This window comes from Pseudomonas sp. FGI182, from assembly GCF_000511325.1.
GTDB classification, from domain to species: domain Bacteria; phylum Pseudomonadota; class Gammaproteobacteria; order Pseudomonadales; family Pseudomonadaceae; genus Aquipseudomonas; species Aquipseudomonas putida_Z.
This window is the reverse complement of sequence record NZ_CP007012.1, coordinates 575,583-599,319: the sequence shown is the minus strand read 5'-3', so window position 1 is coordinate 599,319 and position 23,737 is coordinate 575,583. Positions and strand designations below refer to the sequence as shown.

The following is a 23,737-nucleotide window of genomic DNA, read 5'->3' as shown; positions in this document are numbered from 1 at the left end:
CCTTCTTAACACATCCAGGCGTTGCCCTCGCCCTGCCGGCAATGGGATGATTCGTAACTGATACGAATTCTCATTCAAGGCTCGCCGTGCCCACCTCACTCCTCCTAGCCGAAGACGACGCAAGCCTGCGTCAGGACCTGGAACGCCATTTCCTTAACCGGGGTTTCCGAGTGCACGCATGCGCCACCGGCGTCCAGGCCCTGAATGCCATACAGCAATCACAGTTCGAGCTGGTGCTGCTGGATATCATGCTGCCAGGCATCGACGGCCTCAGCCTGCTCGACGAGTTGCGCCAGCAGCAGGCGGTGCCGGTCATGCTGATGTCGGCGTTGGGGGCCGAGCAGGATCGCATCAGTGGCTTTACCCGGGGCGCGGACGATTACCTGCCCAAGCCCTTCAGCCTGGCCGAGCTGGACGCCCGGGTCGATGCATTGCTGCGGCGTGTGGCGTTCGATCGTGGTACGGCGCTGCGTGCCGACGTCGGCGAGGTGATGCTCGACCAGGACCGCCAGGACGTTATCCACAACGGCAAGGCTGCCGGCCTCACCGCGTCCGAATTCCGCTTGCTGGCCACCCTGCGGGCCCACCCTTCCGAAGCCTTGAGCAAACCATTTCTCTACCAGACCGTGCTGCACCGGGCCTACACCCGCCTGGATCGCGGCCTGGATGTGCATGTGTGCAACCTGCGCCGCAAGCTGGCCGACATCGATGCCCAGCACCTGCAGATCCAGGCCGTACGCGGCCAGGGGTACATCCTGGTCGACACGGAAAAAGCCTGATGCGCCGTCATCCCCTGCTATGGAAACTGGCCGTACTGCAGGTTGGCTTCTGCCTGTTGCTGACCTGGCTGATCTGGACCTGGGGCCTGTCGGTGGAGCGCAGTACCTACTTCCTGTCCCAAGCCGACCAGGACTACCTGGCGCGCTTTGCACAGCAAGCCGAACAGGCCTGGGAGCAAGGCGGCGCGGAGGGCGCCGAGGCCTGGCGCAGGCAACTGGAACAGGCCGAGGGCACTTGGGTGGCGCTGGTCGGGCCGCACCTGCAGAGCCTTGGCAGCACCCCACTGAGCGCTGAGGAAGCTAGCCACCTGACTTTCATGCGCAAGCTCGACTGGCCGATGAGCCGGCGCCTGCAGGATGAACTGCCCTACGTCAGCATCGAGTTCCCGCAACACCCCGAGCACGGTCGCCTGGTAATGCAACTGCCCGAACACCTGTTGCCTACCGGCCTGACCCCATGGACCCATGTAATCACCCATGGCGTTGCCCCCACGCTACTCGCCCTGCTGCTGGTTCTGGCGCTGTACCGCCACCTTGTGGTGCCACTGAACCGCCTGCGCGACCGCGCCGACGCCCTGCGTGCCGACGACCTCGACAGCCCGGCCCTGCCCCTGCAGGAGCGGCGCGATGAGCTTGGCGAACTGGCGCAGGCCTTCGAGCACATGGCCGGGCGCCTGCGCCAGAGCCTGGAGCAGCAGCGCCTGTTGCTGCGCACGCTGTCTCACGAACTGCGCACGCCGCTGGCGCGGCTGCGCATCGCCCATGACAGCGGCTTGCCGCCGGCCCAGTTGCGCGAGCGCCTGGACCGCGAGGTCGCCGACATGCAGAAGCTTCTGGAGGACACGCTGGACCTCGCCTGGATGGACACCGAACAGCCCAGCTTGCCGACCGAACCGGTGTTGATGGTTTCGGTGTGGGAAGCCTTGTGCCAGGACATCTGCTTCGAAAGCGGCTGGGACCGCGCCCGCCTGCCCTGCTCGCTCGGCCCCGACTGCGTGGTGCAAGCCCACCTGGACAGCCTGGCCCAAGCCCTGGAAAACCTGATGCGCAATGCCATCCGCCACTCGCCGGCCGAGGGCCGGGTCAGCCTGGATGGCTGGTTGGAGGGCGACTGCTGGCACCTGCGCCTGAGTGACCAGGGGCCCGGGGTGCCGCACGCCGAGCTCGAACGCATCTTCAAGCCCTACCAGCGGCTGGCCGACAGCGGCGCGGGCTTCGGCCTGGGCCTGGCCATCGCCCGCCGCGCCATCGAACTGCAAGGCGGTCGCTTATGGGCCAGCAACGGTCACCCAGGCCTGTGCCTGCACATGACTTTGCCGATGGCCGGGACTGTTTAGAAAGTTAATGCGCTTTACGCTCAATCAGGACTGATTATCATCTTGGCGTTTCTGCCTTGCGCTCCTTGCAAAGCCCTGATGAGACACCTGATGAGCAAGATGACCCTGACGCTGGCTTTGGCACTGGCCCTTGCGGCCCCTGCTGCCCTGGCGCAGCCCGAGCATCAACAGAGGATGGATACCTCGCTGCTGCAGCGCCAGGACCTGGCCTACCGCTTCAGCCAGCTCGACCTGGACTCGGCCGATGGCCAGCGTCATTACCGCTTGTGGGTAGGCAAACCAGACCGCCCGGCGCCAGCGGCGGGTTACCCGGTGCTGTGGATGCTCGATGGCAATGCCGCGCTGGGGACGCTGGACAGCCTGCTGCTGGGCAAGCTTGCCGCCGGCCAGGCGCCATTGCTGGTGGCCGTGGGGTACCAGACCGATCAGCGGATCGAGCGGGTCGGGCGTACCTATGACTACACCCCGGCGTTGCCTGGGCAGGCTGAGCAACTGGACCCGTTGACCGGGCAACCGAGCGGTGGCGTGGACGAGTTCCTCGATCTGCTGAGCGAGCGCATGCGGCCGCTGGTGGCGGGTGTGGCACCGATCGACCTGCAGCGGCAGACGTTGTGGGGGCATTCCTACGGTGGGTTGGCCGTGCTGCATGCGCTGTTCACCCGGCCTGGGGCTTTCAGTGACTATGTGGCGGCCAGCCCTTCGCTGTGGTGGCATGACGGTGCGATCGTGCGTGAGGCGCAGGGGCTTGACCAGCGCTTGGGTAGCAGCCGGCCTCGATTGTTGCTGATGCGCGGGAGTGAGGAGCCGGCTAACCCGCGCATGCCGGTGCAAGGAGATGGAGAACGGGCGACGCGGGAGCTGGTGGCAGACCTGGCCAAGGTGCCGGGGCTGCAGGCACGGTTCGAGCGGATTGACGGGCTGGGGCATGGGCCGATGTTACCGGCTTCGCTGAAGCGGGTAATTGAAGGGATGTCCCGATAACCTGCACTGGCCTCTTCGCGGGTAAACCCGCTCCCACAGAGCCCCCACAGGCTTCACCTTCAGTTGCAACCTGCGCCATCACAGGCTTCATCTTTTCATGGCAACCTGTGCCCCATAGGTTCACTCGATCCCTGTGGGAGCGGGTTTACCCGCGAAGAGGCCGGCACAGGCAGCCCCCCGGTCAGCCCTTCACACACACCACCTGCCGCAAGGTGTGCACCACCTCCACCAATTCCTGCTGCGCGCGCATCACCGCATCGATGTCCTTGTAGGCCATGGGGATCTCGTCGATCACCTCCTTGTCCTTGCGGCATTCTACATGCGCCGTGGCCCGCCGCTGGTCTTCCACGGTGAAGCGGCTCTTGGCCTTGGTCCGGCTCATCACCCGGCCGGCACCATGGCTGCAGGAACAGAAAGATTCCTCGTTGCCCAGCCCTCGCACAATGAAGCTCTTGGCCCCCATCGAGCCGGGAATGATGCCCAACTGCCCTTTCTGCGCCGACACCGCCCCCTTGCGCGTCACCAGCACCTCTCGGCCAAAATGCTGCTCGCGCTGCACATAGTTATGGTGGCAGTTCACCGCTTCCAGGCTGGCCTCGAACGGTTTGCCCAGCGCCTTGCGAGCCGCACCGACCACCGCCAGCATCATCAGTTCGCGGTTCTGCCTGGCGTAGTCCTGCGCCCACTCCACCGCTTCGACGTAGTCGGCGAAATGGCGGCTGCCTTCCTCGAAATACGCCAGGTCCTTGTCCGGCAGGTTGGCCAGGTGCTGGCGCATGTCGGCCTGGGCCAGTTCGATGAACAGGTTGCCGATGGCATTGCCCACGCCCCGGGAGCCGCTGTGCAGCATGAACCAGACGCGGTCGGCCTCGTCCAGGCACACCTCGATGAAGTGGTTGCCGCCGCCCAGCGTCCCCAGGTGATGGCGGTTATTGGTCCTCTCCAGGCGCGGGTACTTGTCGGTGATGGCCTTGAAGCGCCCGGCCAACTGCCCCCAGGCCTTGTCCGCCTTGGCCGGCACATCGGCCCAGGCGCCCTGGTCATGTTTGCCGAAGGTCTTGCCATGCGGCACGGCGTGCTCGATGGCATTGCGCAGGCCATGCAGGTTGTCCGGCAGGTCGCGGGCGTGCAGCGACGTGCGCGCGGCGATCATGCCGCAGCCGATATCCACCCCCACCGCGGCGGGGATGATCGCGCCAACCGTGGGAATGACGCTGCCGATGGTCGATCCCTTGCCCAGGTGCACGTCCGGCATCACTGCCAGGTGCTTGAAGATGAACGGCATCCTGGCCGTGTTGAGCAGTTGCTTGCGGGCGTCGTCTTCCACCGGTACGCCGTCGGTCCACAACTTGACCGGCTTGCCGCCGGCGACCTGGAGAATGTCCATGGGGTTGTTCCTCGAATGCATAGCCGAATGATACCGCCAAAGGTCGTAGAGCCGTGGGTTGCCAGCGAGGTGGCAATGTGCTGTATGCTTGGCGGGTCTTCAGGGCGGGGTGAAAGTCCCCACCGGCGGTAAATCGAAAGATGAGCCCGCGAGCGCCCCGGCCATGCCGGGGGTCAGCAGATCTGGTGAGACTCCAGAGCCGACGGTCATAGTCCGGATGAAAGAAGGCGTCAGGCAGGGGCCATCCGGGCGCCCCTGCGCGCGCATTTTGTTCGCCCCGAGACGTTCATCGATCATTCACGAGGAGCGTTTCATGTCCACCAGGCACCACCCGCAATTCCCCAATGTCAGCGCCGCCATCGCCGCCTTCCAGGCCGGGCGCCCTGTACTGCTGCTCGACGACGACGACCGCGAGGACGAAGCGGACATCATCGCCGCCGCCGAGAACATCTCGCTGCAGACCATGGCCATGATGATTCGCGATTGCAGCGGCATCGTCTGCCTGTGCCTGGACGAGGCCACCGTCGACGAACTGCAACTGGCACCCATGGTGCAGAACAACCAGGCCCGCCATGGCACCGGCTTCACCGTCACCATCGAGGCGGCGGAAGGCATTACCACCGGGGTGTCCGCCCAGGACCGCATCACCACCATTGGCGCGGCACTGCGCTCCACCGCGGACCAGCGCCATATCGTCAGCCCGGGGCATGTGTTCCCGCTGCGCGCCCGCAATGGCGGGGTGCTGACCCGCCGTGGCCACACCGAAGGCTCGGTGGACCTGGCACGCCTGGCCGGGTTGCGCCCGGCGGCAGTGCTGTGCGAACTGATGAACCCCGATGGCACGATGGCCCGTGGCGAGCAGGTGGCGGTGTATGCGCGGCAATACAATCTGCCGGTGCTGACCATCGAGGAACTGGCGCGGTACCGTGAGGCCATGCTGGAGCTGGAAGCAGAGCCAGCCTGATCCCGCACCGGGTTCAAAACTGACACAGTGTCTGTAGGAGCGGCCTTGTGTCGCGATAGGGCTGCAAAGCAGCCCCAGCAATTTGTGCGTCTGCGCTGAAACCCTGGGGCCGCTTTGCGGCCCTTTCGCGACACAAGGCCGCTCCTACAATTGACCGCGTTAAGCGATCGGGTGGCCGGAAGTTTGCTCCCCCCGCCCCGCTCTGCTAGTGTCGCGCCGTTCTGAATGCCACCGAGACAGTCGCCATGGCCCGCAAAAAAGCCTCCCTCGATTTCGAGCAATCCCTCGCAGACCTGCAAGCACTGGTCGAGCGCCTGGAGAACGGCGAGTTGTCGCTGGAAGAGTCGCTGGCCGCCTTCGAGCAAGGCATCGCCCTGACCCGCGATTGCCAGGGCGCCCTGGCCCAGGCCGAACAGAAGGTGCAAATCCTGCTGGAACGCGATGGCGAACTGGCAGCACAGCCCTTCGACGCGGAGCCGGAAGCATGATCGGCACCTACCAGGCCAGCTGCCAGGCGCGGGTCGACGCCGCCCTCGAACCGTTGTTCGTCGCCCCGACCAAGGAACTCGAACGCCTTTACGCCGCCATGCGCTACAGCGTGATGAACGGCGGCAAACGCGTTCGTCCGCTGCTGGCCTACGCGGCCTGCGAAGCCTTGGGCGCCCCGGCCGAACAGGCCAACGGCGCAGCCTGTGCGGTGGAACTGATCCACGCGTACTCGCTGGTGCATGACGACCTGCCGGCCATGGATGACGACGACCTGCGCCGCGGCCAGCCGACCACCCACAAAGCCTTCGATGAAGCCTGCGCGATCCTCGCCGGCGACGGTTTGCAGAGCCTGGCCTTCAGCGCCCTGCTCGACCCGCGCCTGAGCCCGCAGGCCGACAGCATTCGCCTGGCCATGGTCCAGGCCCTGGCCAAGGCTGCCGGCCCGGCAGGCATGGTCGGTGGCCAGGCCATCGACCTGGGCTCGGTTGGCCTGAAGCTGGACCAGCAAGCGCTGGAGTTCATGCACCGGCACAAGACCGGTGCGCTGATCGAAGCCAGCGTGCGCCTCGGCGCCCTGGCCAGCGCCCGCGCCGAACAGACGCAACTGGATGCCCTGCAGACCTATGCACAGGCCATCGGCCTGGCGTTCCAGGTGCAGGACGACATCCTCGACGTGGAAAGCGACACCGCCACCCTGGGCAAACGCCAGGGGGCCGATATCGCCCGTGACAAACCGACCTACCCGGCACTGCTGGGCCTGGAAGCGGCGAAGGCCTACGCGATCGAACTGCGCGACCAGGCGCTGGTCGCACTGCAAGGGTTCGGCGAAAAGGCCGAACCGCTGCGGGCGTTGGCGCGTTACATCGTCGAACGCCGCAACTGATTTGACTGGGGCCGCTATGCGGCCCTTCGCGGGCACGCCCGCTCCTACAGGACAGCGCTGCACCTGTGGGAGCGGGCTTGCCCGCGAAGGGCTGCACAGCAGCCCCATGCGACACCCGTCTGAATGGGCAGTATTTCCTACAATGGGGTAAACTGCCGCGTCTTCACACACCTATAACGACTCGCCTGATGCCCACGACGTTTCAAGAGATCCCCCGCGAACGCCCGGTCACGCCGTTGCTCGACCGCGCTGACACGCCTGCCGGCCTGCGCCGGCTGGCCGAAGCCGACCTGGAGACCCTGGCCGACGAACTGCGCCAGGAACTGCTCTACACCGTGGGTCAGACCGGTGGGCATTTTGGTGCCGGCCTGGGTGTCATCGAGCTGACCATCGCCCTGCACTACGTCTTCGACACCCCCGACGACCGGCTGGTGTGGGACGTGGGCCACCAGGCCTACCCGCACAAGATCCTCACCGGGCGCCGTAACCGCATGCTCAGCCTGCGCCAGAAGGACGGCATCGCCGCCTTCCCGCGCCGCAGCGAGAGCGAGTACGACACCTTCGGCGTCGGCCACTCCAGCACCTCGATCAGCGCCGCACTGGGCATGGCCATTGCCGCCCGCCTGCAGAACAGCGACCGCAAGTCGATCGCGGTGATCGGCGACGGCGCGCTGACCGCCGGCATGGCCTTCGAGGCGTTGAACCACGCCCAGGAAGTCAACGCCGACATGCTGGTGATCCTCAACGACAACGACATGTCGATTTCGCGCAATGTCGGCGGCCTGTCCAACTACCTGGCCAAGATCCTCTCCAGCCGCACCTACGCGAGCATGCGCGAAGGCAGCAAGAAAGTGCTGTCGCGCCTGCCGGGCGCCTGGGAAATCGCCCGCCGCACCGAGGAGTACGCCAAAGGCATGCTGGTGCCGGGCACACTGTTCGAAGAACTGGGCTGGAACTACATCGGCCCGATCGACGGCCACGACCTGCCGACCATGATCGCCACCCTGCGCAACATGCGTGACCTCAAGGGCCCGCAGTTCCTGCACGTGGTGACCAAGAAGGGCAAGGGCTTCGCCCCGGCCGAGATCGACCCGATCGGCTACCACGCCATCACCAAGCTGGAGCCGGCCGACAAACCCGCCGCACCGAAGAAAGCCAGCGGCCCGAAATACTCGGCGGTGTTCGGCCAGTGGCTGTGCGACATGGCTGCCGCCGACAACCGCCTGGTGGGCATTACCCCGGCGATGAAGGAAGGCTCCGACCTGGTCGACTTCAGCGAGCGCTACCCGGAGCGTTACTTCGACGTGGCGATCGCCGAGCAGCATGCCGTGACCCTGGCGGCCGGCATGGCCTGCGAGGGCAGCAAGCCGGTGGTGGCGATCTACTCTACCTTCCTGCAGCGCGCCTACGACCAGCTGATCCACGACGTGGCGGTACAGAACCTCGACGTGCTGTTCGCCATCGACCGCGCCGGCCTAGTCGGCGAAGACGGCCCGACCCATGCGGGCAGCTACGACCTGTCGTACCTGCGCTGCATCCCGGGCATGCTGGTGATGACCCCGAGCGACGAGAACGAGCTGCGCAAGATGCTCAGCACCGGCCACCTGTACAACGGCCCGGCGGCTGTGCGCTACCCGCGTGGCACCGGCCCGAACGCGCCGATCAGTGGTGACCTGAAACCGCTGGAAATCGGCAAGGGCGTGGTCCGTCGCCAGGGCGAGAAAGTCGCCTTGCTGGTGTTCGGCGTGCAACTGGCCGAGGCCATGCAGGTGGCTGAGCAGATCAACGCTACCGTGGTCGACATGCGCTTCGTCAAACCGCTGGACGAGGCACTGGTGCTGGAACTGGCCGCAAACCATGAGCTGCTGGTGACCATCGAAGAAAACGCCATCATGGGCGGTGCCGGTGCGGCTGTGGGTGAGTTCCTGGCCAGCCAGGCGATCGTGAAACCACTGCTGCACCTGGGGTTGCCGGACATCTATGTCGAGCATGCCAAGCCTGCGCAGATGCTGGCTGAGTGTGGGCTTGATGCGGCCGGGATCGGGGCTTCGGTGAAGGCCCGCATGGCCAGGCTCGGGCTTTGAGATTTTGGGGCCGCTTTGCGGCCCATCGCGACACAAGGCCGCTCCTACAGGGACCGCGCAGTTATTTGTAGGAGCGGCCTTGCGTCGCGATCGAGGGCGCAGCCCTCGCAAAAGCTCACTTGGATACTGGCGCGTTAGCCTCGAGCAGCGCACACAAACGCGCCGTAGCTTCGATCATCTGCCCACTAGGCCGCTCCAGGCCTTTGTCTGGCACCACCAGTAAACGATCATCGGCAACCGCGCGCAGTTGCGGCCAGGCCTTCCAACTCTCCAGCTGCGCCTCATCACCCGCCAGAATGACTTGCGGGTTGCGCAGCAGCACAGACTCCACATTCACCTGCGGTGCCGGCTGGGTGAGATCGGCGAAGACATTACGCGCGCCGCAAACGGCCAGGGCATCGCTGACCACCTGCCGGCCACCGAGCGTATACAGCGGTCGATCCCAGACCTGGTAGAACACCTGCAGGGGCTCGTCCCGTCGATACTGCTGGCGCAGCTGCCGCAGCCGGTCACGCAGGGCCTGGGCATACCGATGGCCCTGTTCGGCACGGCCGATACGTTCGGCGATGGCTTCGATCTGCTCGATCAGCTGGTCGATGTCATGGGGTTCTGCGCTGTACGTTGCGATACCCAGGCGCTTGAGCTGGTCGCGTTGGGCCGGCGGCACGCTGCCCGGCCACAGCAGCAACAGGTCGGGGCGCAGGCTGAGCAGGCGTTCGAGGTCCAGTTGCCCCTGGCGCCCCACCGAGGGCAGCTCGCGCAGCGCCGCCGGCCGTTCGCCACCGTCGAGCACACCGACCAGCAGGTCATCGGCCTGCAGTTCGAGCATGATCTCGCTCATCGACGGGGCCAGGCTGACCACCCGCAGGGGTTCGGCGGCCAGTGCGGAACAGACGAACAGCACCAGCAGGCCGGGCAGCAGGCGCATCAGCCGAGCTGGCGTGGAATGCGATAGAGGTACAGCACCACTGCGGTGGACAACGCCAGCAGGATCTGCGGCACCGCCTCAAGGCCGACCAGCACCGACAAGGCGGCGACCCAGGCCGGGAAGCAGGCATACAGCATGGCCAGGCGCCGCACCCGCGCCAGCTCGATCCAGGCGGAGGGCTCTTCGCCAGTGCCGAGCACCTTGGACGTGGCGATGAGGGCGCGCTTGTAGGCACCGAAGCGCGGCAGGCTGAGGAACATGGTCGCCGCACCGGCAATGAACAGTGGCATGGCCAGCACCGAGGCCAGCGCATCACCGCCACCGAAGGCCCAGGCCATCACTGGCAGCGGCACCAGGCCCACCGCCAGGTACTGCCACCAGGCCAGCGCCAGGCGCCGCTTGACCTCGGCGCGGGTCACGCCTGAGGCACCTCGCCCTGGTGCTCGTTACCCAGCATGTGGCCCAGCTTGCCGGCCTTGGTTGCCAGGTAGTAGCGGTTGTGCGGATTGTGCCCGGTGTGCAGCGGTACGCGCTCGGCGACGACGATGTTCATGTCGGTCAGGGCTTTGACCTTGCGCGGGTTGTTGGTCATCAGGCGCAGCGACTTCACGCCCAGGTGCTCCAGCATCGGCAGGCACATGGCGTAGTCGCGCTGGTCGGCGGCAAAGCCCAGGCGCTCGTTGGCCTCGACGGTATCGGCGCCACCATCCTGCAGCTCGTAGGCGCGAATCTTGTTCAGCAGGCCGATGCCACGGCCTTCCTGACGCAGGTACAGCAGCACGCCACGGCCTTCACGGGCGATGGCCTGCAGCGCGGCTTCCAGCTGCGAGCCGCAGTCGCAGCGCTGGCTGAACAGGGCATCGCCGGTCAGGCACTCGGAGTGCAGGCGCCCCAGCACCGGCTGGCCGTCCGCGATGTCACCCAGGCTGAGCACCACGTGCTCACGGCCAGTGGCTTCGTCGAGGAAGCCATGCATGGTGAAGGTCGCGAAGGGAGTCGGGAGTTTAGAGGCGGCAACAAAGACGACGGGCACGTTGTGCTCCTGGAATAAGTTGAAAATTTCTCGTGGGCCGATTGTATCAGCAGGTTGGGGGATGTGGGCTGGCTGAATACCGTGGCTTAAGATCGAAAAGTTCGATGCTTAGCAGAGGTCTGTACTCAATCCTGTGGGAGCGGGCATGCCCGCGAACACCGGCGTAGCCGGTGCCTCACACCGCGGTGGATTCTTCGCGGGCACGCCCGCTCCCACAGGTCAATGCGGCTTGCTATCCGGGCTGAACGGATACGGCTGCTGCCAGTGCTCGAAGATCGGCTTCAACTCGCCACTGCGCACCAGCTCGGCCATGCGCTTGTCGAACAGGTCGCGCAGGGCCTTGGCCTGTGCGTTGCGGGCAAAGGCCAGGTACAGCGGCAGCTCGGCCACATGGGTGCGGCGGAAGCGCTCGGGTTGGGAGGTCTGGCCGAGCACGTAGTCGACCTCGGTCAGCGCATCGATGTAGTAGTCCACGCGGTCATGCTCGAGCATTGGCAAAATGCCTTCGCGGCGCTGGACTTCGCGAAAGTCATGCACATTGGGCAGGTAGCTGCCGAAGTCGTAGCCACGCACCCAGGCCAGGCGGTAATGGCCTATGGTCTGCTGGGTAGGCACGGGCTTGCTGACCAGCCCCAGGGCGTAGATGTGGTCCATGTCGAAGTGCCAGCGCGGGTACAGGTTGTCGTCGTTCTCGTCCTTGTACGAGCCTACCCAGGCGTCAGCCTCGCCACGCTTGACCAGCCCGATCGCACGGCTGTAAGGCGCGCTCTGGGTCACCACCTTGACCCCGGCCGGCTCGAACACCTTGCGCAGCACGTCCCAGGCCACCCCGGTGCCGTCGGCGTTGGTGTAGTCGAGCCACTCTTCGCTGACCAGGTGGATCTGCTTCGGCACACCTTCGGCAGCAGCCGCCCACGGGGCAAGGCTCAACAGCATTGCCAGCAGCACCGTCCTCATGGCCATTCACACGCTCCCTGTATCAGGCAACCGCCCACACCAGAACCTGCATCCCCAGCCAGGCAAACACGCCGGCCAGGATATCGTCGAGCATGATCCCGACGCCCCCATGCACATGGCGGTCGACCCAGCGGATCGGCCACGGCTTGAGGATGTCGAAGAAGCGGAACATCAGGAACCCCGCCAGCAGCCACTGCCAGCCTTCCGGCACCAGCCAGAGGGTTATCCACATGCCGACGATCTCGTCCCAGACAATGCCTTCATGGTCGTGCACGCGCAAGTCATTGGCGACCTTGCCGCAGAGCCAGAAGCCGAACAGCATGCTCACGCCCAGCAACAGCCAGTAGCCCCAGTCGGGCAGCATCTGCCACAGCGGGATGAACGGTATGGCCACCAGCGAGCCCCAGGTGCCCGGCGCCTTGGGCAAGGTGCCGGAACCGAAACCGAAGGCGATGAAGTGCCACGGGTTGCGCCAGACCGAAGGCGGAACGAACTCCGCAGGCACCTGGTTGGGGTGGTCGGTCACGGTGTCTCCCTAAAGTGTTGATAGCCGCGTTGCCGCGGGGTGATGTCCTGGCCCTGCCGGTCGCGCAGGCTGACACCCTGCCCTTCGAGCACCCGCCCGATGACATGGAACGCAGCCAGGCCTTGTGCCTGCAGGGATGGAAGCTCGGCTGGCGGCAAGGTGAACGCCAGCACATAGTCGTCGCCACCGGTCAGCGCCGCCTGCACGGCGGCCTCGGCACCGAGGAACCCCTGCAGAGCGGCTGACACCGGTACCTGCTCCAGGTTCACCTCGAGCGCCACACGGGAGGCCTTGGCGATATGCCCGCAGTCGGCCAGCAAGCCGTCGGAAATATCCAGCGCCGAGGTGGCACGCCCGCGCAGCAGCTGGCCCAGAGCGAACTGTGGCGATGGCGACCAGTAATGATCGAGCAACGGTTGCGCCAGCGCGGCATCGGCCTGGCGCTGGCCCAGCACCAGCGGCAAGGCACCCGCCGCATTGCCCAGCTCACCGCCCACGCACAGCAAGTCGCCCGGGCGAGCCCCGCCACGGCGCAACGCCTGCCCCGCCGGAACCCGGCCGAACACGGTCATGGTGATACTCAGCGGGCCACGGGTGGTATCGCCACCGATCAGGCTCAGCTGGCAGTGGCCGGCCATGCGGTTGAGGCCGCTGGCATAGGCTTGCAGCCAGTCGGCGCTGACCTCGGGCAAGGTCAGGGCGAGGGTGAAACCGATGGGGGTGGCGCCCATGGCAGCCAGGTCGCTGGCCGCCACGGCCAGCGAGCGCTGGCCGAGCAACCAGGGGTCGCACACAGCCGGAAAATGCACCCCGGCAACCAGGGTGTCGGTGGACACCGCCAGTTGCTCGCCGGGGGGAAGGCTCAGCAGGGCGCAGTCGTCACCGATGCCCAGGGCCACGCCTTCACCGCCTTGCGCACAGGGCGCGGCGGCGAAGTAATGGCTGATCAGCTCGAACTCACCCATGGTCCGCAAGCGCCAGGATCAGCGCTTGTTCGCCTTGACTTCTGCTTCGCGCAGGGCCGGGGCGAGCTTGTCCAGCACGCCATTGACGAACTTGTGGCCGTCGGTGGCGCCGAAGACCTTGGCCAGTTCCACGCCTTCGTTGATCACTACGCGGTACGGCACGTCAACGCGCTTGATCAGTTCCCAGGTGGACAGGCGCAGCACGGCCAGCTCGACCGGGTCGAGCTCTTCCAATGCGATGGTCATGCACGGCACCAACGCTTTGTCGATTTCGCCCTTGATTGCCGGGACCCCATGCAGGATCTCGCGGAAATAGGCACCGTCGACATCGGTGAAATCGTTATCGACCCGGAACTGCGCTTCGATCTCGTTCAGCGAATGCTGCGCCATGTGCCACTGGTACAGTGCCTGGGTCGCGAGCTTGCGGGCTTCGCGGCGCTTGGCGCTCTTCGATGGCTTGCCGGCATCCGCAGGTTTTGGATCGCGCGGGTTGAAACGATCGCTTTCGTCGCTAATCACTTGGCCTCCAACTGCGCCAGCAGGCTGACCATTTCCAGAGCGGACAGGGCAGCTTCAGCACCTTTGTTGCCGGCCTTGGTGCCGGAACGCTCGATGGCCTGTTCGATGGAGTCGACGGTCAGTACGCCGAAGGCCACCGGAACACCGAACTCCATGGACACCTGGGCCAGGCCCTTGGTGCATTCGCCCGCCACGTATTCGAAGTGCGGGGTACCACCACGGATCACGGCGCCCAGGGCGATGATCGCGTCGTAGGCGCCTTGCTGGGCGACCTTCTGTGCCACCAGCGGGATTTCGAATGCACCCGGGGCACGGATGATGGTGATGTCGCTTTCGCTGACACCGTGGCGTACCAGGGCGTCAACGGCACCGCTTACCAGGCTTTCGACGACGAAGCTGTTGAAGCGGCCAACCACCAAAGCATAGCGACCTTTGGGGGCGATGAAGGTACCTTCGATGGTCTTCAGGGTCATTCCGATATTCTCATCTTCAAGAGCGAGGCCGCATGCTGGCGGCCTCGACAGGGGTATGGACTCGAGCTGGAGGGCGTCACTGCCGCCTCAAGTCACTCGGAGGGCACGTATTCTACAACTTCCAGATCGAATCCGGATATCGCGTTGAACTTCATCGGCGAACTCATCAGGCGCATCTTGCGCACACCGAGGTCACGCAGGATCTGCGAACCGGCACCCACGGTGCTGTAGGTGGTCGGTGCCTTGGCGGGTGCATCGCCCGCGCTTTCGCGGATGTGCGCCAGCAGTACGTCGCCGTCCAGCGGGTGGCCCAGCAGCAATACCACGCCGCTGCCGGCCTCGGCCACGGCGGCCATGGCGGCGCGCAGGCTCCAGCGGCCCGGTTGCTTGACCAGCAGCAGGTCGCGCAGCGGGTCCATGTTGTGCACGCGCACCAGGGTCGGCTCTTCGGCGCAGATCTTGCCCAGGGTCAGGGCCATGTGCACGTCGCCTTCCACCGCGTCGCGGTAGGTGACCAGGTTGAACTCGCCCAGCTCGCTCTCCACCGGTTGCTCGGAGACGCGCTGCACGGTGCGCTCGTGAATCATGCGGTAGTGGATCAGGTCGGCAATGGTGCCGATCTTCAGGCCGTGCTCGGCGGCGAACACTTCCAGCTCGGCGCGGCGGGACATGGTGCCGTCGTCGTTCATCACTTCGCAGATCACGCCGCTTGGCTCGAAACCGGCCATGCGCGCCAGGTCGCACGCGGCCTCGGTGTGGCCGGCACGGGCCAGGGTACCGCCAGGCTGGGCCATCAGCGGGAAGATGTGGCCAGGGCTGACGATGTCTTCGGCCTTGGCGTCCTTGGCAGCGGCCGCCTGCACGGTGCGTGCGCGGTCAGCGGCGGAGATGCCGGTGGTGACACCTTCGGCGGCTTCGATCGACACGGTGAACTTGGTGCCGAAGCCCGAGCCGTTGCGCGGCGCCATCAGCGGCAGCTTCAGCGTTTCGCAACGCTCGCGGGTCATCGGCATGCAGATCAGGCCACGGGCGTGCTTGGCCATGAAGTTGATGTGCTCGGGCAGGCAGCACTCGGCTGCCATGATGATGTCGCCCTCGTTTTCGCGGTCTTCGTCATCCATGAGGATGACCATTTTGCCCTGGCGGATGTCTTCGACCAGTTCTTCGATGCTGTTGAGCGCCACGCGGCACCCCCTTCTCAATCAGGATTTCAAGAAGCCGTTGGCGGCCAGGAAGCTTTCGGTAATGCCACTGCCCTTGCTCGGTTCGGCGGCCTTGTCACCCAGCAGCAGACGCTCCAGGTATCGGGCCAGCAGGTCGACCTCAAGGTTTACCCGACGCCCTGCACGGTAGTCGGCCATGATGGTTTCGGACAGGGTGTGCGGGACAATGGTCAGCTCGAACTCGGCGCCATTGACCTCGTTGACCGTCAGGCTGGTGCCGTCGACGGTGATCGAACCCTTGTGGGCGATGTACTTGGCCAGTTCCTTCGGTGCGCGCACGCGGAACTGGATGGCGCGGGCGTTATCGCTGCGCGAGATGATTTCGCCGACCCCGTCGACGTGGCCGCTGACCAGGTGCCCGCCCAGCCGGGTGGTGGGGGTCAGGGCTTTTTCCAGGTTGACCTTGCTGCCGCTCTTGAGGTCGATGAAGGCGGTGCGCTTGAGGGTTTCGACGCTGACGTCGGCCCAGAAGCCGTCACCCGGCAGTTCGACAGCGGTCAGGCACACGCCGTTGACGGCGATGCTGTCGCCGAGCTTGACGTCACCCAGGTCGAGCTTGCCGGTTTCGACGTAGACGCGCACGTCGCCACCCTTGGGGGTCAGGCTGCGGATGGTGCCGATGGATTCGATGATGCCGGTGAACATGGGGTCTTCCTCAAAAACGGTTTGCGCGGGGCAAGCCTGGCATTATACGCCGGGCGCCGACAGGGGGATGGCCGTGACCCGCCAGTCATCGCCCACTGCGCGCATTTCGGTAATTTTCAGCCGCGGCGCTTCGCTCATCTTGTCCAGTGGCCAGTCCAGCAGCGGGCGGGCCTGGGAACCGAGGAAAGTGCCGGCGACGAACAGCTGGTACTCGTCGATCAGGCCTTGCCGGGCGAAGGCGCCGACCAGGCCGGCACCGGCTTCCAGCAGGATTTCGTTGACGCCACGGGTTGCCAGGGCCTGCAGCAGCGCCGGCAGGTCTACCTGGCCATTGTCACCCGGCAGGCTGAGCAGTTCGTGGCCGGCAGCGGCATAGCGCGGGTCATCTGCGACAGCGGTCACCACCAGTGCCGGACCAGCCTGGAAGAACGGTGCATCCAGCGGCAGGCGCAGGCGGCCATCGACCAGCACGCGCAGCGGTGTGCGGCTGAGTGCCAGGGCGGTGGTTTCGGCATCCAGGCCCAGCTCGGCGCCGCGCACGGTCATACGCGCGTTATCGGCCAACACGCTGGCGGCGCTGGTCAGTACCACGCTGGAGCGGGCGCGCAGGCGCTGCACCGCCGAACGGGCGGCCGGGCCGGTGATCCACTGGCTTTCGCCACTGGCCATGGCGGTGCGGCCATCCAGGCTCATGGCCAGCTTGGCGCGAACGAACGGCAGGCCATGTTCCATACGCTTGAGGAAACCGGGGTTGAGTGCGCGGGCCTCGGCCTCGAGCACGCCGCTGGCCACTTCGATACCGGCCTCGGCCAGGCGCCGCAGGCCCTGCCCCGCCACTTGCGGGTTGGGGTCCTGCATGGCGGCTACCACCCGCGCCACCCCGGCCTTGACCAGCGCTTCGGCGCACGGCGGCGTGCGGCCATGGTGGCTGCACGGCTCGAGGGTGACATAGGCACAGGCGCCACGGGCACGCTCACCGGCCTGTCGCAGGGCATGCACTTCGGCATGCGGCTCGCCGGCGCGCACATGCCAGCCTTCGCCGACCACCTCGCCATCGCGCACGATCACGCAGCCTACGCGCGGGTTCGGGTGGGTGGTGTACAGGCCCTTGCGCGCCAGCTCCAGCGCGCGGGCCATGTAGTGGGCGTCGAGGATGGCAGCTTGGCTGGGCATGGTCACTCTTTAGCCGGCTCGCGAGCCAGGCGGTCGATTTCTTCGCGGAACTCGTCGAGGTCCTGGAAGCGGCGGTAAACCGAGGCAAAACGGATATAGGCCACTTCGTCGAGCTTGCGCAGCTCGGCCATGACCATCTCACCCACCACCAGCGATTTGACTTCACGCTCGCCGGTGGCACGCAGGCGGCTCTTGATATGCGCCAGCGCAGCTTCCAGGCGCTCGACGCTGACCGGGCGTTTTTCCAGTGCCCGCTGCATGCCGGCGCGCAGTTTTTCTTCGTCGAAGGGTTGGCGCGTGCCGTCCTGCTTGATCAGCCGGGGCAGCACCAGCTCGGCGGTTTCGAAGGTGGTGAAGCGCTCGCCGCAGGCGACGCATTCGCGGCGGCGGCGCACCTGCTCGCCCTCGGCGACGAGGCGAGAGTCGATGACCTTGGTGTCGTTGGCACCGCAAAAGGGACAGTGCATGGTGGCAGGCAACAAAAAAAGGGAGGGCCATGGTAGCGCATCCCACTGGCAAGACAAGCCAAAGGGGTTAACATCCATGGGAAATCTGCCCGTGAAGGACTACCCCATGCACTACCGAGCGCTCGTCGTGCTGTGCTGCGCCGCCCTGCTCGCCGCCTGCGGCAGCGACAGGCCGAAGCCCGACACCCCTCCGGCACCCACGCCAGCCCGCACGGCCAAGCCGGCCGCAGTACTGGGCCCGCTGCCGGCCTACCAGCGCGAGCTGAGCGGCACCTTGCTGGCAATCCCGGCCGGTGCCGACGTGGAGCTGGCCTTGCTGGTCATCGATGAACGCGACCGCCCACAACGCCTGCTGGCCAGCAGCAACCTGACCGGCACCGGCCAGGCCCTGCCTTACCAGCTGCGCTTCAACCCCGAGGCCTTCCCCGCCGGTGCCCGGGTCGAGCTGCGCGGCCGCGCCAGCAGCTCTGGCCAGCTGATCATGCACCTGCCGCCGGTGCGCATTACCCAGGCCCAGACCCAGGCCATCGGCCCGCTGCGTTTCGAGAAGGCGCCGTAAGTGGCGCCAGTCTCCCTACAACAGCCCCTGCAACAGGCCCTCAGCGGCCTGATCGGCGAAGCGCGTCTTGTGGTCAGCGAGCTGCCCGGCTGCGACCTCAAGCTGTGGCTGATCGACGACCAGAACATGGACCGCGCCTTCAGCAGCGAAGAGACCCGGCGCATTCTTGAAGAACCGCCCTACTGGAGCTTCTGCTGGGCCAGCGGCCTGGCCATGGCCCGTTACCTGGCCGAGCACCCGGAATGGGTAGCCGGCAAGCGTGTGCTGGACTTTGGCGCCGGCTCCGGTATCGCCGGTATTGCCGCCGCCCGCGCCGGTGCGCTGGAAGTGGTGGCCTGCGACCTCGACCCGCTGGCACTCGATGCCTGCCGCGCGAATGCCGCGCTGAACGGGGTGGAACTGGGTTACAGCAGCGATTTCTTCGCCGAAGACGACCGCTTCGATCTGATCCTGGTTGCCGACGTGCTGTACGACCGCGCCAACCTGCCGCTGCTGGATGCCTTCCTCGGCCGCGGGCGCCAGGCGCTGGTGGCCGACTCGCGGGTACGCGACTTCAGCCACCCGCTGTACCAGCAGCTGGGCGTGCTGGAAGCGCTGACCCTGCCGGACCTGGCCGAGCCGCACGAATTCCGCCGGGTCAGCCTGTACCACGCCAGCCGCGACACCTTATAGTGGTGTTATCCACGAGTTTGCGAGAGTCGCGATGACCCAAGACACGCCTTACATTTTCGACGCTACCGATGCCACCTTCCAGCAACTGGTTATCGAGAACTCCTTCCACAAACCGGTGCTGGTGGACTTCTGGGCCGAGTGGTGCGCGCCGTGCAAGGCACTGATGCCGCTGCTGGCGAAGATCGCCGAGGGTTACCAGGGCGAGCTGCTGCTGGCCAAGATCAACTGTGACGTGGAGCAACAGGTGGTTGCCCAGTTCGGCATCCGCAGCCTGCCGACCGTGGTGCTGTTCAAGGACGGCCAGCCGGTGGACGGCTTTGCCGGTGCGCAGCCGGAATCGGCGATCCGCGCCATGCTCGAGCCACACGTGCAACTGCCCGCCGCACCCAGCGCATCGCCGCTGGAGCAGGCCAAGGGGCTGTTTGCCGAAAGCCGTTTTGCCGAGGCCGAAGCACTGTTGCAAGCACTGCTGGGTGAGGACAACAGCAATGCCGAGGCGCTGATCCTGTATGCCCGTTGCCTGGCCGAGCGCGGGGAGCTGGGTGAAGCCCAGGTGGTGCTGGATGCGGTCAAGACCGACGAGCACAAGGCCGCGCTGGCCGGCGCCAAGGCCCAGCTGACCTTCCTACGCCAGGCCGCCAGCCTGCCGGAAGTGGCCGACCTGAAAAGCCGCCTGGCGCAGAACCCGCAGGATGACGAGGCGGCCTATCAGCTGAGCATCCAGCAGCTGGCGCGCCAGCAGTATGAAGCGGCGCTGGAAGGGTTGCTGAAGCTGTTCCAGCGTAACCGTGGCTATGAGAACGGGCTGCCGCAGAAGGCGTTGCTGCAGGTGTTCGAGCTGCTGGGCGGTGATCACCCGCTGGTCGGCGTGTATCGTCGCAAGTTGTCGGCGGCGATGTTCTGACCTGAGGCCTATTGCGAGGGCTTTGCCCTCGTTCGCGGGCAGCACAGGCAATACAGATTTATCCCACCCAGTGATACACCGGCGCGTCCACGCCACTTTCCACCTTAACTTCACTGCTATGCCGCAAGCGCACCAGCAGCCGTTTACCCGCCGCCGTACTTCCGGCCAGCCCTTCCAGCCGATCCAGCAATTCCGGCCCGCTCATCTGCCCCGCCAAGCGCAACACCTCACGTGCCGCAGTCCATTGCCCGTCATCCTGACGAGTTGTCGCCACGGTTTCCGTTGCTGCATTCTGCGCCACCGCGGGCAATTCGATCTGCCGCCCCAGTTGCGCCCACTCTTCAGGCGCCAGCTCGATGGTCAGATCCACAGGCCAGTCACCAATCTGTCCACGAATTCTCATGCTGCATTCCCTGAACCCAAGTCAATGCCACCATCCTACCCCAACATGAAACCTGCGCCACGCAGGCTGGCAGCATCCGGAAAAGTTGTTATAACATAACCCAATCTTCCCGCCCGCTCCGGAGTCGTCCATGCGTCGCCTGTTGCTCGCCCTGCCCTTCGCCCTGCTGTCCCTGGCCGTGGCCCAAGCCCACGATGATGACCATGATCACGACCACGCCCACGGCACCCTCGGCGCCCACGAGCATGGCGTGGCCAAGCTAAACGCCGTGCTCGATGGCAACACCCTGGAGCTGGAGCTGGACAGCCCGGCAATGAACCTGGTCGGCTTCGAACACGCCGCCAACAGCGACGCCGACAAGGCCAAGGTCGCGGCGGTGCGCCAGCAGCTGGAGCAGCCACTGAAGCTGTTCGGCCTGCCCGCTGCCGCAGGCTGCAAGGAAGACCAGCAGGAACTGGAAAGCCCGCTGTTCGGTGATGCCCCGAAAGCCGACGACGATGGGGACGAGCACGAGCACCAGCACAGCGACATCGGCGCCCATTACCAACTGACCTGCGCCAACCCCGACAAACTGACGCAGTTGGACCTCGCTCCGCTGTTCAAGGCCTTCCCGGCCACCCAGAAGATCAACGTTCAACTGATCGGCCCCAATGGCCAGAAAGGCGTGGAAACCACACCGGCCAAGGCCGCGGTCGCGTTCTGAATGCGCCAGCCGTTGATCGAACTGCATGACCTGGTGTTCGCCTGGCCCGGCCAGCCGGCGCTGCTGGATATTCCGGCATTCCGCCTGGAGGCTGGCGAGGCCCTGTTTCTCAAGGGCCCCAGCGGCAGTGGCAAGACCACATTGCTGGGCCTGCTGGGCGGGGTGAACGTACCGGGCCAGGGCCGCATCCAGTTGCTCGGCCAGGACCTCGGCCGCCTGGGCCAAGGCGCCCGTGACCGCTTCCGGGTCGACCACACCGGTTATATCTTCCAGCAGTTCAACCTGCTGCCGTTCCTCTCGGTACGCGAAAACGTCGAGCTGCCCTGCCGCTTCTCGCGCAGCCGCAAGGCCCGCGCCGAGCAGCGCCATGGCAGTGTCGACCAGGCAGCCAGCACCTTGCTGGCCCACCTGGGCCTGGACGACCCCGCCCTGCTCGCCCGCCGCGCCGACAGCCTGTCGATCGGCCAGCAGCAACGGGTCGCTGCCGCCCGCGCACTGATCGGCCAACCCGAACTGGTGATCGCCGACGAACCGACCTCGGCGCTGGATGCCGACACCCGTGAAGCGTTCATCCGCCTGCTGTTCGATGAATGCCGCGCCGCCGGTGCCAGCCTGCTGTTCGTCAGCCACGACCAGAGCCTGGCGCCGCTGTTCGACCGCCACCTGTCGCTGGCCGAACTCAACCGTGCCGCCAAGCCCCGGGAGGCCTGATGTACCTGCTCCGCCTTGCCCTGGCCAGCCTGGCCAACCGCCGCTTCACCGCATTCCTCACCGCCTTCGCCATCGCCCTTTCGGTGTGCCTGCTGCTGGCCGTTGAACGGGTCCGTACCGAAGCCCGGGCCAGTTTCGCCAGCACCATCAGCGGTACCGACCTGATCGTCGGCGCCCGCTCCGGCTCGGTGAACCTGCTGCTGTACTCGGTGTTCCGCATCGGCAACGCCACCAACAACATCCGTTGGGACAGCTATGAGCACTACGCCAAGGACACGCGGGTGAAATGGGCCATCCCCATCTCGCTGGGCGACTCGCACCGTGGTTATCGAGTGATGGGCACTACCGGCGACTACTTCAGCCATTACCAGTACGGCCGCCGCCAGCACCTGGAATTGAGCCAGGGCCGCGCGTTTGCCGATGATCCGTTCGAGGTGGTGCTGGGTGCCGAAGTGGCCGAGGCGTTGCACTACAAGCTGGGCGACAAGCTGGTGCTTGCCCACGGCGTGGCCGCGATCAGCCTGGTCAAGCACGATGACAAACCGTTCACCGTGGTCGGTGTGCTCAAGCGCACCGGTACGCCGGTCGACCGCACGCTGCATATCAGCCTGGGCGGCATGGAAGCCATCCACATCGACTGGCACAACGGTGTGCCGGCCCGTGGCGCCGGGCGTATCAGCGCCGAGCAGGCACGGACCATGGACCTGCAGCCTGCCGCCATCACTGCGTTCATGCTCGGCCTGAACAGCAAGATCGCGACATTCAGCCTGCAGCGGGAGATCAATGAATACCGCAGCGAGCCGTTGCTGGCGATCCTGCCCGGGGTAGCCCTGCAGGAGCTGTGGAGCCTGATGGGCACCGCGGAGCAGGCGTTGTTCGTGGTGTCGCTGTTCGTGGTGCTGACCGGCCTGATCGGCATGCTTACGGCGATTCTCACCAGCCTCAACGAACGCCGTAGGGAGATGGCGATATTGCGCTCGGTTGGCGCCAGGCCGTGGCATATCGCAGGGCTGCTGGTGCTGGAGGCACTGTCGCTGGCGGCGGTCGGGATCGCTGCCGGGCTTGGCTTGCTGTATGCGGGAATCGCCCTGGCACAGGGGTATGTGCAAGCCAACTATGGTTTGTATTTGCCGCTGGCCATGCCGAGCGCTCATGAATGGACGTTGCTGGCTATCATCCTGGGAGCTGCACTGTTGATGGGCAGCGTGCCGGCGTGGCGGGCCTATCGGCAGTCGTTGGCCGATGGCTTGTCCATTCACCTCTGAGGGCGTGCAATGATCCAATACCTCACTGCCTTCTTCGCGGGCACGCCCGCTCCCACAGGCTCTTCACAAGGTTCGAAGCCTGTGGTGAACCCTGTGGGAGCGGGCATGCCCGCGAAGAGGCCAGCACTGCATACGCTGCTGATCCTGCTGCTCACAGTAGCGATGCCTCTGTGGGCCTCGGAACCCCGCGAACTTGACTGGCCCGCCCTCATCCCCGAAGGCGCCCCGGTCATCCCGCCCCAACTCGCGCCGCTGCACGACATGTCGCAGCTCAGCAACGCCCTGTCCGCCGAGTCCGCCCCACCGGCGCGCCAGCAGGCACCCGACGCCCCGGTGGTAAAAAGCCTCGACGGCCAGCAGATCAAATTGCCCGGCTACATCGTGCCGCTGGAGGTGAGCGAAGAAGGCCGCACCACCGAATTCCTGCTGGTCCCTTACTACGGCGCGTGCATACACGTGCCCCCACCACCCTCGAACCAGATCGTGCACATCTTCAGTGAAATGGGCGTTCGCGTAGAAGACCTCTACCAGCCCTACTGGATCGAGGGAAAGCTGCAGGTTAGAGCCTCCAGCAGCGAACTGGCAGATGCCGGCTACCAGATGGAAGCCGAGAAAATATACGCTTATGAGCTGAGATGAGAACTGTTTCGAATTCGTGACGACGCTTCTTTGAGCTGGGTCAAACTTTCCGTTCAGACGCATCCGTA

At 65.7% G+C, this 23,737-nt stretch carries 28 protein-coding genes and 1 riboswitch; of the genes, 14 read left to right on the top strand and 14 right to left on the bottom strand.

The genetic code is table 11. From position 1 onward, the window contains the following. The first annotated feature begins 86 nt into the window (after positions 1-86). The 3 genes from C163_RS02685 (at position 87) to C163_RS02675 (ending at position 3,097) form a co-directional block, all read left to right on the top strand. Positions 87-779 (top strand): response regulator transcription factor, encoded by a 693-nt coding sequence (locus tag C163_RS02685; protein ID WP_025337533.1) that lies wholly within the window; start codon positions 87-89, stop codon positions 777-779. Then, positions 779-2,116: a sensor histidine kinase gene (locus tag C163_RS02680; protein ID WP_025337532.1), complete on the top strand. Its 1,338-nt coding sequence runs from the start codon at positions 779-781 to the stop codon at positions 2,114-2,116. The genes C163_RS02685 and C163_RS02680 overlap by 1 nt, the downstream gene beginning before the upstream one ends. A 90-nt stretch (positions 2,117-2,206) precedes the next feature. Then, entirely contained in the window at positions 2,207-3,097 is an 891-nt protein-coding gene (locus C163_RS02675) for an alpha/beta hydrolase (RefSeq protein WP_025337531.1), read from the top strand. Between the two features lie 181 nt (positions 3,098-3,278). Here the strand turns inward: C163_RS02675 and C163_RS02670 are convergent, their stop codons facing one another. Continuing rightward, a complete protein-coding gene (locus C163_RS02670) occupies positions 3,279-4,484 on the bottom strand; it encodes an RtcB family protein (RefSeq protein WP_025337530.1) in 1,206 nt (401 codons plus the stop codon). Between the two features lie 91 nt (positions 4,485-4,575). Beyond that, a riboswitch (FMN riboswitch) is annotated at positions 4,576-4,717 on the top strand. A gap of 80 nt (positions 4,718-4,797) precedes the next feature. Between C163_RS02670 and ribB the strand changes: the two genes are divergently transcribed. From ribB to dxs, 4 genes are all read left to right on the top strand, one after another. Continuing rightward, on the top strand, positions 4,798-5,448 hold the full coding sequence (gene ribB / locus C163_RS02665) for a 3,4-dihydroxy-2-butanone-4-phosphate synthase (protein WP_025337529.1): 651 nt from the start codon (positions 4,798-4,800) through the stop codon (positions 5,446-5,448). A 245-nt stretch (positions 5,449-5,693) separates the two neighbouring features. Then, positions 5,694-5,936 (top strand): exodeoxyribonuclease VII small subunit, encoded by a 243-nt coding sequence (locus C163_RS02660; RefSeq protein ID WP_003255380.1) that lies wholly within the window; start codon positions 5,694-5,696, stop codon positions 5,934-5,936. After that, on the top strand, positions 5,933-6,820 hold the full coding sequence (ispA, locus tag C163_RS02655) for a (2E,6E)-farnesyl diphosphate synthase (protein WP_025337528.1): 888 nt from the start codon (positions 5,933-5,935) through the stop codon (positions 6,818-6,820). Before C163_RS02660 ends, ispA begins: the two co-directional genes overlap by 4 nt. Before the next feature lie 188 nt (positions 6,821-7,008). Next, on the top strand, positions 7,009-8,904 hold the full coding sequence (dxs, locus tag C163_RS02650; RefSeq protein WP_025337527.1) for a 1-deoxy-D-xylulose-5-phosphate synthase: 1,896 nt from the start codon (positions 7,009-7,011) through the stop codon (positions 8,902-8,904). 115 nt (positions 8,905-9,019) lie between these two features. Here the strand turns inward: dxs and C163_RS02645 are convergent, their stop codons facing one another. The 12 genes from C163_RS02645 to nrdR form a co-directional block, all read right to left on the bottom strand. Next, the gene (locus tag C163_RS02645; protein ID WP_025337526.1) at positions 9,020-9,832 is read right to left on the bottom strand and encodes a cobalamin-binding protein; all 813 of its coding nucleotides are present in this window, start codon (positions 9,830-9,832) and stop codon (positions 9,020-9,022) included. Then, positions 9,832-10,251 (bottom strand): hypothetical protein, encoded by a 420-nt coding sequence (locus C163_RS02640; protein WP_025337525.1) that lies wholly within the window; start codon positions 10,249-10,251, stop codon positions 9,832-9,834. Before C163_RS02640 ends, C163_RS02645 begins: the two co-directional genes overlap by 1 nt. Next, positions 10,248-10,865 carry a GTP cyclohydrolase II gene (gene ribA, locus C163_RS02635; RefSeq protein ID WP_003260612.1) on the bottom strand — a complete coding sequence of 206 codons (618 nt, stop codon included), beginning with the start codon at positions 10,863-10,865 and terminating at the stop codon, positions 10,248-10,250. Before ribA ends, C163_RS02640 begins: the two co-directional genes overlap by 4 nt. 219 nt (positions 10,866-11,084) lie before the next feature. Continuing rightward, on the bottom strand, positions 11,085-11,828 hold the full coding sequence (locus tag C163_RS02630) for an ABC transporter substrate-binding protein (RefSeq protein ID WP_025337524.1): 744 nt from the start codon (positions 11,826-11,828) through the stop codon (positions 11,085-11,087). Between the two features lie 16 nt (positions 11,829-11,844). Beyond that, positions 11,845-12,348: a phosphatidylglycerophosphatase A gene (locus C163_RS02625; RefSeq protein WP_004376077.1), complete on the bottom strand. Its 504-nt coding sequence runs from the start codon at positions 12,346-12,348 to the stop codon at positions 11,845-11,847. Further along, the gene (gene thiL, locus C163_RS02620) at positions 12,345-13,313 is read right to left on the bottom strand and encodes a thiamine-phosphate kinase (RefSeq protein WP_025337523.1); all 969 of its coding nucleotides are present in this window, start codon (positions 13,311-13,313) and stop codon (positions 12,345-12,347) included. Before thiL ends, C163_RS02625 begins: the two co-directional genes overlap by 4 nt. Before the next feature lie 18 nt (positions 13,314-13,331). Further along, complete coding sequence (nusB, locus tag C163_RS02615; protein WP_003255393.1) at positions 13,332-13,832, bottom strand: transcription antitermination factor NusB; 501 nt, start codon at positions 13,830-13,832, stop codon at positions 13,332-13,334. Next, positions 13,829-14,305, bottom strand: coding sequence for a 6,7-dimethyl-8-ribityllumazine synthase (ribE, locus tag C163_RS02610; RefSeq protein ID WP_003255395.1), 477 nt, complete (start codon positions 14,303-14,305; stop codon positions 13,829-13,831). The genes nusB and ribE overlap by 4 nt, the downstream gene beginning before the upstream one ends. Positions 14,306-14,397: 92 nt before the next feature. Beyond that, positions 14,398-15,489, bottom strand: a complete 1,092-nt coding sequence (gene ribBA / locus C163_RS02605) for a bifunctional 3,4-dihydroxy-2-butanone-4-phosphate synthase/GTP cyclohydrolase II (protein ID WP_016484697.1) — start codon at positions 15,487-15,489, stop codon at positions 14,398-14,400. Between the two features lie 18 nt (positions 15,490-15,507). After that, positions 15,508-16,173: a riboflavin synthase gene (locus tag C163_RS02600; RefSeq protein ID WP_003255399.1), complete on the bottom strand. Its 666-nt coding sequence runs from the start codon at positions 16,171-16,173 to the stop codon at positions 15,508-15,510. 42 nt (positions 16,174-16,215) lie between these two features. Then, a complete protein-coding gene (ribD, locus tag C163_RS02595) occupies positions 16,216-17,346 on the bottom strand; it encodes a bifunctional diaminohydroxyphosphoribosylaminopyrimidine deaminase/5-amino-6-(5-phosphoribosylamino)uracil reductase RibD (protein ID WP_025337522.1) in 1,131 nt (376 codons plus the stop codon). A gap of 2 nt (positions 17,347-17,348) precedes the next feature. Continuing rightward, positions 17,349-17,813: a transcriptional regulator NrdR gene (nrdR, locus tag C163_RS02590; RefSeq protein WP_003255402.1), complete on the bottom strand. Its 465-nt coding sequence runs from the start codon at positions 17,811-17,813 to the stop codon at positions 17,349-17,351. Between the two features lie 106 nt (positions 17,814-17,919). Here nrdR and C163_RS02585 point away from each other — a divergent pair, with 106 nt between their 5' ends. From C163_RS02585 to trxA, 3 genes are read left to right on the top strand one after another with little or no spacing between them, the layout of a single operon-like run. Beyond that, positions 17,920-18,372 carry a YbaY family lipoprotein gene (locus C163_RS02585; protein ID WP_025337521.1) on the top strand — a complete coding sequence of 151 codons (453 nt, stop codon included), beginning with the start codon at positions 17,920-17,922 and terminating at the stop codon, positions 18,370-18,372. Beyond that, positions 18,373-19,044 (top strand): methyltransferase, encoded by a 672-nt coding sequence (locus C163_RS02580; RefSeq protein WP_025337520.1) that lies wholly within the window; start codon positions 18,373-18,375, stop codon positions 19,042-19,044. Positions 19,045-19,075: 31 nt separating this feature from the next. After that, complete coding sequence (gene trxA / locus C163_RS02575; RefSeq protein WP_025337519.1) at positions 19,076-19,948, top strand: thioredoxin; 873 nt, start codon at positions 19,076-19,078, stop codon at positions 19,946-19,948. Positions 19,949-20,006: 58 nt separating this feature from the next. Here the strand turns inward: trxA and C163_RS02570 are convergent, their stop codons facing one another. Then, complete coding sequence (locus tag C163_RS02570) at positions 20,007-20,351, bottom strand: hypothetical protein (protein ID WP_025337518.1); 345 nt, start codon at positions 20,349-20,351, stop codon at positions 20,007-20,009. 130 nt (positions 20,352-20,481) lie between these two features. Here C163_RS02570 and C163_RS02565 point away from each other — a divergent pair, with 130 nt between their 5' ends. The 4 genes from C163_RS02565 to C163_RS02550 all read left to right on the top strand — a co-directional run bounded on the left by C163_RS02565 (position 20,482) and on the right by C163_RS02550 (position 23,669). Beyond that, the gene (locus C163_RS02565) at positions 20,482-21,054 is read left to right on the top strand and encodes a DUF2796 domain-containing protein (protein WP_025337517.1); all 573 of its coding nucleotides are present in this window, start codon (positions 20,482-20,484) and stop codon (positions 21,052-21,054) included. Beyond that, entirely contained in the window at positions 21,055-21,765 is a 711-nt protein-coding gene (locus tag C163_RS02560; RefSeq protein ID WP_025337516.1) for an ABC transporter ATP-binding protein, read from the top strand. After that, complete coding sequence (locus tag C163_RS02555; protein ID WP_025337515.1) at positions 21,765-23,030, top strand: ABC transporter permease; 1,266 nt, start codon at positions 21,765-21,767, stop codon at positions 23,028-23,030. The genes C163_RS02560 and C163_RS02555 overlap by 1 nt, the downstream gene beginning before the upstream one ends. Before the next feature lie 126 nt (positions 23,031-23,156). Continuing rightward, positions 23,157-23,669 (top strand): DUF3299 domain-containing protein, encoded by a 513-nt coding sequence (locus C163_RS02550; protein WP_025337514.1) that lies wholly within the window; start codon positions 23,157-23,159, stop codon positions 23,667-23,669. The last annotated feature ends 68 nt before the right edge of the window (positions 23,670-23,737 follow it).

Bases quoted from the DNA above. Each gene is read 5' to 3' on its own strand.
- C163_RS02680 (WP_025337532.1), top strand. From the start codon at position 779: ATGCGCCGTCATCCCCTGCTATGGAAACTGGCCGTACTGCAGGTTGGC.
- C163_RS02675 (WP_025337531.1), top strand. From the start codon at position 2,207: ATGAGCAAGATGACCCTGACGCTGGCTTTGGCACTGGCCCTTGCGGCC.
- C163_RS02670 (WP_025337530.1), bottom strand. From the start codon at position 4,484: ATGGACATTCTCCAGGTCGCCGGCGGCAAGCCGGTCAAGTTGTGGACC.
- ribB (WP_025337529.1), top strand. From the start codon at position 4,798: ATGTCCACCAGGCACCACCCGCAATTCCCCAATGTCAGCGCCGCCATC.
- C163_RS02660 (WP_003255380.1), top strand. From the start codon at position 5,694: ATGGCCCGCAAAAAAGCCTCCCTCGATTTCGAGCAATCCCTCGCAGAC.
- ispA (WP_025337528.1), top strand. From the start codon at position 5,933: ATGATCGGCACCTACCAGGCCAGCTGCCAGGCGCGGGTCGACGCCGCC.
- dxs (WP_025337527.1), top strand. From the start codon at position 7,009: ATGCCCACGACGTTTCAAGAGATCCCCCGCGAACGCCCGGTCACGCCG.
- C163_RS02645 (WP_025337526.1), bottom strand. From the start codon at position 9,832: ATGCGCCTGCTGCCCGGCCTGCTGGTGCTGTTCGTCTGTTCCGCACTG.
- C163_RS02630 (WP_025337524.1), bottom strand. From the start codon at position 11,828: ATGGCCATGAGGACGGTGCTGCTGGCAATGCTGTTGAGCCTTGCCCCG.
- thiL (WP_025337523.1), bottom strand. From the start codon at position 13,313: ATGGGTGAGTTCGAGCTGATCAGCCATTACTTCGCCGCCGCGCCCTGT.
- ribE (WP_003255395.1), bottom strand. From the start codon at position 14,305: ATGACCCTGAAGACCATCGAAGGTACCTTCATCGCCCCCAAAGGTCGC.
- C163_RS02600 (WP_003255399.1), bottom strand. From the start codon at position 16,173: ATGTTCACCGGCATCATCGAATCCATCGGCACCATCCGCAGCCTGACC.
- ribD (WP_025337522.1), bottom strand. From the start codon at position 17,346: ATGCCCAGCCAAGCTGCCATCCTCGACGCCCACTACATGGCCCGCGCG.
- nrdR (WP_003255402.1), bottom strand. From the start codon at position 17,813: ATGCACTGTCCCTTTTGCGGTGCCAACGACACCAAGGTCATCGACTCT.
- C163_RS02585 (WP_025337521.1), top strand. From the start codon at position 17,920: ATGCACTACCGAGCGCTCGTCGTGCTGTGCTGCGCCGCCCTGCTCGCC.
- trxA (WP_025337519.1), top strand. From the start codon at position 19,076: ATGACCCAAGACACGCCTTACATTTTCGACGCTACCGATGCCACCTTC.
- C163_RS02570 (WP_025337518.1), bottom strand. From the start codon at position 20,351: ATGAGAATTCGTGGACAGATTGGTGACTGGCCTGTGGATCTGACCATC.
- C163_RS02565 (WP_025337517.1), top strand. From the start codon at position 20,482: ATGCGTCGCCTGTTGCTCGCCCTGCCCTTCGCCCTGCTGTCCCTGGCC.
- C163_RS02560 (WP_025337516.1), top strand. From the start codon at position 21,055: ATGCGCCAGCCGTTGATCGAACTGCATGACCTGGTGTTCGCCTGGCCC.
- C163_RS02555 (WP_025337515.1), top strand. From the start codon at position 21,765: ATGTACCTGCTCCGCCTTGCCCTGGCCAGCCTGGCCAACCGCCGCTTC.